12 protein-coding genes are annotated in these 11,826 nt (G+C 68.4%); all 12 read right to left on the bottom strand.

Annotation, left to right across the window (positions count from 1 at the left end; all coding sequences use genetic code 11):
• Window positions 1-22: 22 nt before the first annotated feature.
• Window positions 23-934 carry a cysteine synthase CysM gene (gene cysM, locus AC1HFW_RS01330; protein ID WP_238890641.1) on the bottom strand — a complete coding sequence of 304 codons (912 nt, stop codon included), beginning with the start codon at window positions 932-934 and terminating at the stop codon, window positions 23-25.
• A 166-nt stretch (window positions 935-1,100) separates the two neighbouring features.
• Window positions 1,101-1,637, bottom strand: coding sequence for a ComEA family DNA-binding protein (locus AC1HFW_RS01325; protein ID WP_479281563.1), 537 nt, complete (start codon window positions 1,635-1,637; stop codon window positions 1,101-1,103).
• Window positions 1,638-1,835: 198 nt separating this feature from the next.
• A complete protein-coding gene (gene rfaD / locus AC1HFW_RS01320) occupies window positions 1,836-2,825 on the bottom strand; it encodes an ADP-glyceromanno-heptose 6-epimerase (protein WP_006393623.1) in 990 nt (329 codons plus the stop codon).
• Window positions 2,822-3,763, bottom strand: coding sequence for a D-glycero-beta-D-manno-heptose-7-phosphate kinase (gene rfaE1 / locus AC1HFW_RS01315; RefSeq protein ID WP_061072101.1), 942 nt, complete (start codon window positions 3,761-3,763; stop codon window positions 2,822-2,824). Before rfaE1 ends, rfaD begins: the two co-directional genes overlap by 4 nt.
• On the bottom strand, window positions 3,760-4,977 hold the full coding sequence (gene lapB / locus AC1HFW_RS01310; protein WP_006393621.1) for a lipopolysaccharide assembly protein LapB: 1,218 nt from the start codon (window positions 4,975-4,977) through the stop codon (window positions 3,760-3,762). Before lapB ends, rfaE1 begins: the two co-directional genes overlap by 4 nt.
• Before the next feature lie 59 nt (window positions 4,978-5,036).
• The gene (locus AC1HFW_RS01305) at window positions 5,037-5,351 is read right to left on the bottom strand and encodes a lipopolysaccharide assembly protein LapA domain-containing protein (RefSeq protein WP_006388264.1); all 315 of its coding nucleotides are present in this window, start codon (window positions 5,349-5,351) and stop codon (window positions 5,037-5,039) included.
• Window positions 5,352-5,478: 127 nt separating this feature from the next.
• Window positions 5,479-5,838: an integration host factor subunit beta gene (locus AC1HFW_RS01300; protein WP_006393620.1), complete on the bottom strand. Its 360-nt coding sequence runs from the start codon at window positions 5,836-5,838 to the stop codon at window positions 5,479-5,481.
• A 3-nt stretch (window positions 5,839-5,841) separates the two neighbouring features.
• Window positions 5,842-7,554: a 30S ribosomal protein S1 gene (rpsA, locus tag AC1HFW_RS01295; RefSeq protein ID WP_006393619.1), complete on the bottom strand. Its 1,713-nt coding sequence runs from the start codon at window positions 7,552-7,554 to the stop codon at window positions 5,842-5,844.
• Window positions 7,555-7,754: 200 nt separating this feature from the next.
• Complete coding sequence (gene cmk / locus AC1HFW_RS01290; RefSeq protein ID WP_116521584.1) at window positions 7,755-8,444, bottom strand: (d)CMP kinase; 690 nt, start codon at window positions 8,442-8,444, stop codon at window positions 7,755-7,757.
• 30 nt (window positions 8,445-8,474) lie between these two features.
• Window positions 8,475-9,797, bottom strand: a complete 1,323-nt coding sequence (aroA, locus tag AC1HFW_RS01285) for a 3-phosphoshikimate 1-carboxyvinyltransferase (RefSeq protein ID WP_479281562.1) — start codon at window positions 9,795-9,797, stop codon at window positions 8,475-8,477.
• A gap of 5 nt (window positions 9,798-9,802) precedes the next feature.
• On the bottom strand, window positions 9,803-10,705 hold the full coding sequence (locus AC1HFW_RS01280; RefSeq protein ID WP_479281561.1) for a prephenate dehydrogenase: 903 nt from the start codon (window positions 10,703-10,705) through the stop codon (window positions 9,803-9,805).
• The gene (gene hisC, locus AC1HFW_RS01275; protein ID WP_479281560.1) at window positions 10,702-11,823 is read right to left on the bottom strand and encodes a histidinol-phosphate transaminase; all 1,122 of its coding nucleotides are present in this window, start codon (window positions 11,821-11,823) and stop codon (window positions 10,702-10,704) included. Before hisC ends, AC1HFW_RS01280 begins: the two co-directional genes overlap by 4 nt.
• Window positions 11,824-11,826 lie beyond the last annotated feature (3 nt).

Genomic DNA, 11,826 nt, shown 5'->3' with positions numbered 1-11,826 from the left:
GGACAACCCCGCGCGCGGCGCATCAGCTATTGAAGACGCCCGTGGACAGGTAGCGGTCGCCGCGGTCGCAGACGATGAAGACGATGGTCGCGTCATTGACGCGCTCGGCCACGCGCAGGGCGGCGACCAGCGCGCCGGCCGACGAGATGCCACCGAAGATGCCCTCTTCGGCCGCCAGGCGGCGCGCCATGACTTCGGCCTCGGCCTGCTGGATCGACTCGTAAGCGTCCACGCGGCTGCGGTCGAAGATCTTGGGCAGATAGGCTTCCGGCCATTTGCGGATGCCGGGAATCGACGAGCCCTCGGCCGGCTGCGCGCCGACCACCTGCACCGCCGGATTGCGCGACTTCAGGTAGGTGGACACGCCCATGATGGTGCCGGTCGTGCCCATGGCGCTGACGAAGTGCGTGATGCGGCCTTCGGTCTGGGTCCAGATTTCCGGGCCGGTGGTCTCGATGTGGGCGCGCGGGTTGTCCGGATTGGCGAACTGGTCCAGCACCACGCCGCGGCCATCGGCCTGCATTTCCGTGGCCAAGTCGCGGGCGTATTCCATGCCGCCCTTGTCGGCCGGCGTCAGGATCAGCTCGGCGCCATACGCCGTCATGGCGGCGCGGCGTTCCACCGACAGGTTGTCGGGCATGATCAGGATCATGCGGTAGCCGCGCATGGCGGCGGCCATGGCCAGCGCGATGCCCGTATTGCCGCTGGTCGCCTCGATCAGGGTGTCGCCCGGCTTGATGTCGCCGCGCTCTTCGGCATGCTTGATCATGGAGAGCGCCGGGCGATCCTTCACCGAGCCGGCCGGATTGTTGCCTTCCAGCTTGGCCAGGATGACGTTGCCGCGCGCCGCGCCGGCGGCGCCGGGAATGCGCTGCAGGCGCACCAGCGGCGTGTTGCCGACGGTCTGCTCGATAGTGGGATAGGTAGTAGTCATGGAGCCGATGATAACCCCGCCCGGCGCGGCGCGTCGCCAAAAGCCGCGCTCGCGCCAGGGGTTCCGCGCGGCGGCGGGCGTCGGGGCCCGCCGCCGGCCGGATGGGCGCGGCGCCCGTCCCGGCCACTGCGGCCATGGCGGCGCACCAGCCCCACGCTGGCGCCGATCAGGGCCGGGAGGCGGCCGCCGCCTTGCCCGCCTGGCCCGTGCCCGCCTGGACCTTGCCCGGCTTGGCGGCCGCGCCGCCCGCCACCGCGGCCTTGGCGGCGCCCGCCCCTGCCGCGGATCTGGCCCCGGCCGGCGCCGCGACCGCCGGCTTCGCGCCCGCGGCCTTCGGCCCGTCGCCGGCCGCGCCCACCGTCAGGCCGGCGGCCCCCAGCGCCTCGGCCTTTTTGGGGCTGATGCCGCGCACCCGGTCGGCCAGGTCCTGCAGCGACTCGAACTTGCCGGCGCGGTCGCGTTCACTGACGATGGTCTGCGCCGTGCGCCGCCCGATGCCGCGGATGGCCTCGAGCTGCTGCGCGGTGGCATCGTTCAGGTCCAGCGCCTGCGCGGGCGCGTGCGCCACGCCGGCGGCCAGCAAGGCCACGCCCAGCGCCTGGCGCAGTACGGGGCCGCCACGGCGCGCGGCGACGCGCTGCGGGCGACGCCACGGCAATGCCGGCAGGCGGCGGGCAACGGCGGAATGGAGGAAAGGATTCATTGGACAGGTCTCCGGAAAAGGCGCGACGCAGCGGTTGCCGCGCCACCTCCGGATCATGGCCCGCCCGCCGTACCGGGCGGGTGCGCGGTGAATGGATTGATCCACCTCGGCAACTGCGTAGGCGAAAAAAAGCCGCCCGGGCTGGCGGCTCTTTTTCCCTGTCGGCACGGCCACCGGCGGGCGGCGGCCGTTGCCGGCCTACTTGCGCGCGCGCCAGTAGCGCACGTATTCGGCCACGCCGGTCTGCACGTCGCGCATGGGGGCGACAAAGCCCGCCGCGCGCAGGCGGCTGACGTCGGCCTGGGTGTAGCTCTGGTAACGGCCCTTCAGGTCGTCCGGGAACGGGATGTAGCGGATCAGGTCCAGCTCGACCAGCTGGGCCAGCGTCAGCTGCGCCTCGCCGCGTTCGGCGCGCAGCGTGTTCACCACCGCCGCGGCGACGTCATTGAACGGCTGAGCCCGGCCCGTGCCGCAATTGAACACGCCCGACTGCTCCGGATGGTCCAGGAAGTGCAGGTTGACCGCCACCACGTCCTCGACCGAGATGAAGTCGCGGCTCTGGCCGCCGTCCACATAGCCGTCCCAGCCTGCGAACAGGCGCACGTGGCCGTGCTCCAGGAACTGGTTCATGTTGTGGAAGGCCACCGACGCCATGCGGCCCTTATGCTGCTCGTGCGGACCGTAGACGTTGAAGTAGCGCAGGCCGACCACCTGGGCGGTCAGGGAGTCCATGCGCTTGCGCAGCACCTGGTCGAACAGCAGCTTGGAATAGCCGTAGACGTTCAGCGGGCCTTCGTTGGCCGGATCTTCCACGTAGATCGACGAACCGCCGTAGACCGCGGCCGACGAGGCATACAGGAACGGAATGCGGCGCGCCTGGCAGAACTCGAACAGCTCCAGCGTGACGCGGTAGTTGTTGTCCAGCATGTAGCGGCCGTTGCGCTCGGTGGTGTCCGAGCAGGCGCCCTGGTGCAGCACGGCGCGGATCTCCGGCAGGCTGCCATCGGCGACGCGGCGACGGAAGTCGTCCTTGTCCATGTAGTCGGCGATCTTGCAGTCGACCAGGTTGACGAACTTGTCGCCCTCGGTCAGGTCATCGACCGCGATGATGTCCTCGATCCCGCGGCGGTTCAGGCCGCGCACCAGGTTGCTGCCAATGAAGCCCGCGGCTCCGGTAACGACGATCATGAGAGTTCTCCTGCCAGTTCGGCGGCGGTGACGACGGACGTGCCCAGCTTGCCCACGGCGATGCCGCCGGCCCGGTTGGCCCAGCCCATGGCATCCGCCCACGGCAGGCCGATGGCGCGCGAGACGGCCAGCGTCGCCAGCACGGTATCGCCCGCGCCGGACACGTCGAACACCTCGTGCGCCTGCGCGTCGATGTGCTCGCGGCCCGTGTCGGTAAACAAAGTCATGCCCTGCTCGGAACGCGTCACGAGCAAGGCTTCCAGGTCCAGATCGGCGCGCAGGCGCTGCGCCCGATCGGTCAGTTCGGATTCGGAATTCCAGCGGCCCACGGCCTGCTGCATTTCGGAACGGTTGGGCGTGACCAGCGTGGCGCCGCGATAGCGCGAATAGTCGTCGCCCTTGGGATCGACCAGCACCGGAATGCCGGCGCTGCGGGCCAGCGCGATCAGCGACTCGACGCGGGTCAGCACGCCCTTGGCGTAATCGGACAGCACCACGATGTCGTGGTTGGCCAGGTGGCGCGCCAAGGCGGCATCGATGCTGTCGAGCGCTTCCTGCGCCGGATGCTGTTCGAAGTCCACGCGCAGCAGCTGTTGCTGGCGGCCCAGCACGCGCATCTTCAGCGTGGTGTGCAGGCTCTGGTCGGTGATCAGGTCGGCCTGGATGCCGGCCTCGGTGGCCAGGCGCCGCACGCTGTCGCCGGCCTCGTCCTCGCCCAGCACGCCCACCAGCGTGACATGGCCGCCCAGCGCGGCGACGTTGCGCGCCACGTTGGCCGCGCCGCCCAGGCGGTCCTCGCGGCGCGCGACGCGCACCACCGGCACCGGCGCCTCGGGGGAAATACGCTCCACCTCGCCGAACCAGTAGCGGTCCAGCATGACGTCGCCCACCACGAGCACGCGGCTATGCGAAATGGATTCGGCGGGAAATTGGCTCATTCAAGTTCTTCCAGACGGCGCGGCGCGTAGGTTTCCCAGGCGTTGCAGCCAGGACATTGCCAATAGAAGCGGCGCGCTTGAAAACCGCAGTTCCGGCACGCGTAGCGGTCCAGTCGTTGCGTATGCTTGTGGATCAGGCTGCGCAGCAGCGTGAGGTCGGCCCCGGGGACGGGGCCCTGTTCGGTGGCGCCTTCCGAGTTGGCCAGTTCGGCTTCCAGCAGGCGGTCCAGGCCGAGCAGCGACGGATGGCTGCGCAGGGCGCCGCGGGCGAAGGCCCAGGCCGGCGCCGAGCCCTGCTGCACGCGCAGCTCGCGGAACACGACGTTGAAGAGATCGAGCGACGCATGGCGGGCGTACTGGCGCTGCAGCAGCTCCAGCCCGGCCTCGGCCTGGCCGGCGGCGCGGTAGTTGGCCAGCAACTGCTCGGCCACCAGCCCGGCGTACTCGGCCGAGTCGGTCATGACCGACTCCAGGTACAGGCGCTCGCGCTTGGGGTCCTGTTCGATCAGCGCCAGGCGCGCGCGCAGCATGGCGGTGCGCACCACGGCGCCCTTGCTCGACATGCCGGCGTCGGCGGTCGACAAGGCGTGGTCGGCGGCATCCAGGGCGGCATGCGCGGCATCGACGTTGGGCGGCTTGGCCGCCAGCGCCGTCGAGGCCTGCTCGCAGTAGTAGTGCACGATCTGCGGCACCGGCTCGTCCACCAGGCCATGCAGCGTCTTGACGGCCTCGATGGCGCGCGGCCAGTCGTGTTCGGATTCGTAGATGCGGATCAGCGACCGCAGCGCGGGCAAGGCGTAGCGGGTGTCCTTGAGCTGCTCGAAACCGCTTTCGGCGCGGTCGAGCATGCCGGCCTTGAGGAAGTCCTGCGCCAGCTCGTGCTGCGCGTGCTCGCGCTCGGCGGCGGGCAAATCGGAACGGTTCAGCAGGCTCTGGTGCACGCGGATGGCGCGCTCCATTTCGCCGCGGCGACGGAACAGGCTGCCCAGCGCGAAGTGCAGTTCGGTGGTCTCGGGATCGAGCTTGGCCACCTCGACGAACGCGTCGATGGCGCGGTCGGGCTGCTCATTGAGCAGGAAGTTCAGGCCCCGGAAATACGAATCGGGCAGGCTGCGGGTCTCCCGCAGCATCTGCCGGATGTCGAAGCGCGCGGCCAGCCAGCCGAGCGCGAACAACACCGGCACGAATATCAACCACCAAGGTTCAAAATCCACTATGCGGGCTCTTGCGTAGATTCAATGCGGAAAAAAGGCTTGCGGACGGCGCGGCGCCGTCACAGCGGCGACATCGGCGCGACGGCTTCCGGCGGCACGGCCGGCGTGGTGCCGTTCACGGCGGCCTGCACACGGTCGAGCTCGCGGCGCAGGCGGATGGCCTCGCGGCGACGACGCATGGCGGCCGGCACGGTCAGCAGCAGGCCGAACAGGGCGCCGACCACGAATACCACCAGCATGACGACGATCAGCGGCACATCCTGCACCACGTAATCGGCGTAGAACTTCACGGCGACGGGATCGGTGTTCTTCAACGCGAACATCAGTACCGCCACGAACACGAGCAATCGCAGGGCCCAGACAAGGTAGCGCATGACGCATGCTCCTAAGAATTCGAGAGGGTCAATTGTAAGCGACCTCTGCAAAAACAAAGCCCCTTGATTGCTCAAGGGGCGTTGCTCGCGGTCCGATCTGCCCGAAGGCAGCTTGCTGGCCGTGCCGTCAGTGCATGGCGTGCATGCTCGCCATGGACGGCATCGGTTCACTCGATCCAGAGGATTGAGCGTCCTCGTCATTGCCGCCGACCAAATCCACCCGTTCGCGCAATTCCTTGCCCGCCTTGAAGTGCGGCACCTGTTTGCCAGGCACCAGCACTTGTTCGCCGGATTTCGGATTGCGGCCGATACGGGGAGACCGCTGCGACAGCGAGAAGCTGCCAAAACCGCGGATCTCGATGCGTTGGCCCGAGGCCAGGGCCTGGGTCATTGCATCGAGCACGGTCTTGACCGCGTAATCGGTGTCGCGGGCGGCCAGCTGAGGATAGCGGGCCGCCAAGGCGGCGATCAGCTCCGACTTGGTCACGAATTAACCGTCGTTGCGCTGTTGGTCCAGCTTGGCCTTCAGCAGCGCGCCGAGGTTGGTGGTGCCGGACGAAGCGCTGGCGTCGGACATGCGCTGGATCGTTTCGGCGGTTTCGGCGTTGTCACGGGCCTTGATCGACAGCTGGATCGAACGCGTCTTGCGGTCGATGTTGACGATCATGGCTTCGATGTTCTCGCCGGCGTTCAGCACGGTGGTGGCATCTTCGACGCGGCCCGAGGAGATCTCGGAAGCGCGCAGGTAGCCTTCGACGTCCACGGACAGCGTCACGACGGCGCCCTTGGCTTCGACCGACTTGATGGTGCCCGGAACCACGGCGCCCTTGTCGAACGTGGCAACGAAGTTGTTGAAGGGGTCGCCTTCCAGCTGCTTGATGCCCAGCGAGATGCGTTCCTTGTCGGTATCGATGCCCAGAACCACGGCTTCGATCTCGTCGCCCTTCTTGAAGTTGCGCACGGCTTCTTCGCCGGTTTCCGTCCACGACAGGTCGGACAGGTGAACCAGGCCATCGATGCCGCCGGGCAGGCCGACGAACACGCCGAAGTCGGTGATCGACTTGATGGCGCCGCGGACCTTGTCACCACGCTTGAAGTTGGTGGCGAACTCTTCCCACGGGTTCTGGCGGCACTGCTTCATGCCCAGCGAGATGCGACGACGGTCTTCGTCGATTTCCAGGACCATGACTTCGACTTCTTCGCCCAGGGTCACGACCTTGCGCGGATCGACGTTCTTGTTGGTCCAGTCCATTTCGGAGACGTGCACCAGGCCTTCGATGCCGGCTTCGACTTCAACGAACGCGCCGTAGTCGGTCAGGTTGGTGACCTTGCCGAACAGGCGGGTGCCTTGCGGGTAGCGGCGAGCCAGGCCCACCCACGGATCTTCGCCCAGTTGCTTGACGCCCAGCGAGACGCGGCTCTTTTCCTGGTCGAACTTGAGGACCTTGGCTTCGACTTCCTGACCCACTTGCAGGACTTCGGACGGGTGACGCACACGGCGCCAGGCCATGTCGGTGATGTGCAGCAGGCCGTCGATGCCGCCCAGGTCCACGAACGCGCCGTAGTCGGTGATGTTCTTGACCACGCCCTTGACCACGGCACCTTCGTGCAGGGTTTCGAGCAGCTTCTGGCGCTCTTCGCCCATGCTGGCTTCCAGCACCTGGCGACGCGACAGCACGACGTTGTTGCGCTTGCGGTCGAGCTTGATGACCTTGAATTCGAGGGTCTTGCCTTCGTACGGGGTCGTGTCCTTGACCGGACGCAGATCCACCAGCGAACCCGGCAGGAACGCGCGGATGCCGTTGGTCATGACGGTCAGGCCGCCCTTCACCTTGCCGGTGATGGTGCCAGTGACCAGCTCGCCGTTTTCCAGGGCCTTTTCCAGTTGCAGCCAGGCCGACAGGCGCTTGGCGCGGTCACGCGACAGGATGGTGTCGCCGTAGCCGTTTTCCAGGGAATCGATGGCCACCGAGACGAAATCGCCGGGTTGCACTTCGAGCTCGCCCTGGTCGTTCAGGAACTCTTCCAGGGGAATCAGCGCTTCGGACTTCAGGCCGGCGTTGACGACGACGAAGTTGTGGTCGACGCGCACGACTTCGGCGCTGATGACCTCGCCGGACTTCATGTCCTGGCTCTTGAGGCTCTGGGCGAAAAGGTCGGCGAAACTTTCGCCGCCGGTGGCGGTAGTGGAAACGGAAGACATGGGGTTGAAATCCATTGGGCCAAAATGGCCGTTAAAAACACACCGCAGCGGATTGCCCGCCACAGTGGAGTCAAAATGCCTGCCTGCCGGTTTGCCCTTGCGGGGTGTCCCGTGGGGGTTTCGCCTGGCGAAGACAGGGCCGATAAAAACACTGGCGGGTATCCGCCATTCATACATTCAGCGAATGCCTGCCCTGCTGCTTATTTAGCGGGGCTGGCCTGCCAGAGATTCAGTATTGCCTGCACGGTTTCCGCAATCGTCAGGTTCGACGAATCCAGCACGTGTGCATCCGCTGCGGGAGCAAGCGGCGCCGTGGCGCGCTGCGTGTCGCGGGCATCCCGCTCGCGCATATCCCGCAAAAGGTCGTCTAGATTAGCAGAAATTCCCTTTTCGATCAACTGCTTACGCCGCCGCTCGGCTCGCGCGACCACATCGGCCACCAGGAACACCTTCAGGGACGCATCAGGGAACACCACCGTGCCCATGTCGCGGCCGTCGGCCACCAGGCCGGGAAGCAGGCGGAACGCGCGCTGGCGCTCGAGCAGCGCCTGGCGCACGCCGGGGAACGCGGCCACCCGCGACGCGAAATTGCCGACGGCCTCGCGGCGGATTTCATGGCCGACATCGGCGCCTTCCAGATAGACGTGGGGGCCGTCGAAACGCACATCCAGCGTCTCGGCCACGCGCGCCACGGCGGGCTCGTCGGCCGCGTCGACACCGCGGTTGATCGCCGCCAGGGCGGTCAGCCGGTACAGCGCGCCGCTGTCCAGCACCGCCCAGCCCAGCGCCTTGGCGACGCGGTGGGCGACGGTGCCCTTGCCCGAGGCGGTGGGGCCGTCGATGGTGATGACGGGAGCGGCGGAAGTCACGGTCGGATCAGTCGAAGTCATGTAAGGGAAATGGGCCGCAGCCCGTGGTCGCTACGCCGACACCAGGCCGGCGTAGACATCAAAGTAACCCGGGAACGTCTTGCTGACGCAACCCGGATCCAGAATCCGCACCGCCGCCGGGCCGAACGCGGCCAGCGAAAAGCACATCGCCATGCGGTGGTCGTCCCAGGTGCCGATGTGGGCGTCGCGCCAGGCGCCGTCGGCCGGCGGCGTCACGCGCAGCCAATCCGGCCCCGATTCCACCTGCGCGCCCAGCTTTTCCAGCTCGGTCTGCATGGCGTGGATGCGGTCGGTTTCCTTGACGCGCCAGCTGCCGATGTTGCGCAGATGGCAGGGACCGTCGGCGTACAGCGCCAGCGCGGCGGCCGTCATGGCGGCGTCGGGGATCAGGTTGAAATCAGTGTCGAAGGCCTTCAGGCGTCCGCCCTCGGCCACGCGCACGCCGCTGATCTCGATCCAGCCGTCGCCATACGTCACGGTCGCGCCCATGGCGGCCAGGGTGTCGGCGAACTTGACGTCGCCCTGGATGCTGTCGGCGCCCACGCCGGTCACCCGCAGCGGGCCACCGCCGATGGCGCCGAGCGCCAGGAAGTACGAGGCGGTCGAGGCATCGCCTTCGACCGCGATCTGCCCCGGGCTGCGATAGCGCGCGCCGCCGGCGATGGTGAAACGGCTCCAGCCGTCGCGCTGCACGGTCACGCCGAAGCGCGCCATCAGGTTCAACGTGATCTCGATGTACGGCTTGGAAATCAGCTCGCCCGCCACCTCGATCACCACCGGCTGGCCGCTCTGCGCGGCCTGCAGCGGCGCCGCCAGCAGCAAGGCGGTCAGGAACTGGCTGGAGACCGAGCCCTGCACCTGCGTCACGGCCGGCGTGGCGATCTCGCCGCGGCCGATATGCAGCGGCGGATAGCCGGGCTGCCCCAGGTAGTCGATGCGGGCGCCGAGCGCCTTGAGCGCGTCGACCAGGTCGCCGATGGGACGCTCGTGCATGCGCGGCACGCCCGACAGGCGGTAATCGCCGCCCATCAGCGCCAGCGCCGCCGTCAGCGGCCGGATGGCGGTGCCGGCGTTGCCCATGAACAGGTCGGCGCTGTCGACCGGAAAGCGGCTCACGCCGTGCACGGTGACACGGCCCTCGGCCAGCTCGGACACCGCCACGCCCAGCTGGCGCAAGGCGGCCAGCATGACGCGGGTGTCATCGGAATCCAGCAGTCCGGTGATGGCGGTCTCGCCGTCGGCGATGGCCGCCAGCAACAGCACGCGGTTGGAAATGCTCTTGGAACCGGGCAAGGCCATGACGCCCTGCGCGCGCCGCGCGCGCGGCAGATCCAGGAAAGGCAAAGCGCCCATGTCGATTACTCCTTGCGCCAATTGCGGCGCGCCTGCGCCGCCGTGTCCAGCAGCGCCAGCAGGTCCGCGCCGTCGCCGCCGTCGATCGCGCGCTCGGCCCGATCCAGCACGGCGCGCACGGCCGCCAGCTCGGCCAGCATGGCGTCGCGGTTGGATAGAAAGATATCGCGCCACATCTCGGGCGAACCCGCCGCGATGCGGGTGAAGTCACGGAAGCCGCTGCCGGCCAGCGCCAGCCGCGTGGCGGCGTCGTCGGCGGTGGCGACCTGCTCCATGTAGACCGACGACAGCAGGTGCGGCAGGTGGCTGACCGAGGCCAGCACCCGGTCGTGCGCGCCGGCGTCCATGTCGATGACCTGGGCGCCACAGGCCCGCCACGCATCGCGCACCACGGCAATGGCGGCGGCGCTGTTCTCGGCCAGCGGCGTCAGGATGACGCAACGGCCCTGGTACAGGCCGGCTTCGGCGGCCTCGGGGCCGGTACGCTCGGCGCCGGCGATGGGATGGCCCGGCACGAACTGGCCGATGCGCGCGCCCAGCGCCAGGCGGGCGGCATCGACCACCTCGGCCTTGGTGCTGCCGCCGTCCGTCAGCAGCGTGGCATCGCGCAGATGCGGCAGCATGCGCGCCAGCATGTCCTTCAGCCCGCCCACCGGCGTGGCCAGGAACACCAGGTCGGCGCGGGCCGCGGCGTCTTCGGCGCTGACGGCTTCGTCGATCAGGCCCAGTTCCACCGCGCGCGCCAGCGAGGCGGCATTGCGGCCCACGCCCAGCACTCGCCCCACCTGCCCCGCCCGGCGCAGGGCTGCGGCGAAGGAACCGCCGATCAGGCCCACGCCAACGACGGCCAGCACAGGAATCAGGGGGCCAGCGGCCCCCTGATTCGGCTTGGAAGAAGCGCCGTTCATTCGGACAGGATGGCGGTCAGCGCGTCGATGAAGCGGGCGTTTTCCTGTGGCAGGCCGATGGACACGCGCAGCCACTCGGGCAGGCCGTCGCCGGCCACCGGGCGCACGATCACGCCGCGCTTGAGCAGCGCCAGGTTGATGCGCGGGGCGTCGCCCACGTGCACCAGCACGAAGTTGCCGTAGCTCGGCACGTAGCGCAGCTTGAGGCGGCCGAAGGCTTCGCACAGCTGCGCCTTGCCGGCCTTGTTGGAGGTGTAGGCCTGCTCCAGGTAGGCAGCATCGCCCAGCGCGGCCACGGCGGCGGCCTGCGCCAGCGTGTTGACGTTGAACGGCTGGCGCACGCGATTGAGCAGGTCGGTCAGGGCCGGCTGCGCCACCGCGAAACCCACGCGCAGGCCCGCCAGGCCATAGGCCTTGGAGAAGGTGCGCGAGACGATCAGATTGGGATAGCGGCGCACCAGCGCGGTGCTGTCGAAGCGGAATTGCGGTTCGAGGTATTCGTTGTAGGCCTCGTCCAGCACCACCGTGACACGGTCGCCGTGGGCGGCATGGACGCGCTCCAGGAACGCGGCCACCTGGTCGCCCGGCACGAAGGTGCCGGTGGGGTTGTTGGGGTTGGCGATGAACAAGAGGCGCGTGTCGTCGGCGATGGCGTCGAACATGGCGTCCAGGTCATGGCCGTAGTCCTTGGCCGGCACCACGATGTGGCGCGCGCCGCGGGCCTGCGTGGCCAGGCGGTAGACCGCGAACGAGTGCTGCGCATAGACCGCCGACGCGCCCGGCTCCAGCAGCGCCAGCGCGGCGATTTCCAGGATGTCGTTGGAGCCGTTGCCCAGCGTGATCCAGTTCATCGGCACTTCGTAGCGCGCGGCCAGCGCGGCCTTCAGGTCGAAGCCGTTGGGGTCCGGGTAGCGCGCCAGCGATTCGGCCGCGGCCAGCATGGCGGCGCGCGCCGACTGCGGCATGCCCAGCGGGTTCTCGTTGGAGGCCAGCTTGACGATCCCGGCCGGATCCAGCCCGAATTCGCGGGCCAGTTCCTCGATGGGCTTGCCCGCCTGGTAAGGGGCGATGGCGCTGACGTGCGCGGGAGCGGCGAGAGGCTTGGAGGTGTTGGTCATGGA

Source organism: Achromobacter sp. ISS7, from assembly GCF_056523125.1.
The sequence above is the reverse complement of the archived record's forward strand: the minus strand, read 5'-3'. Positions and strand labels throughout refer to the sequence as shown.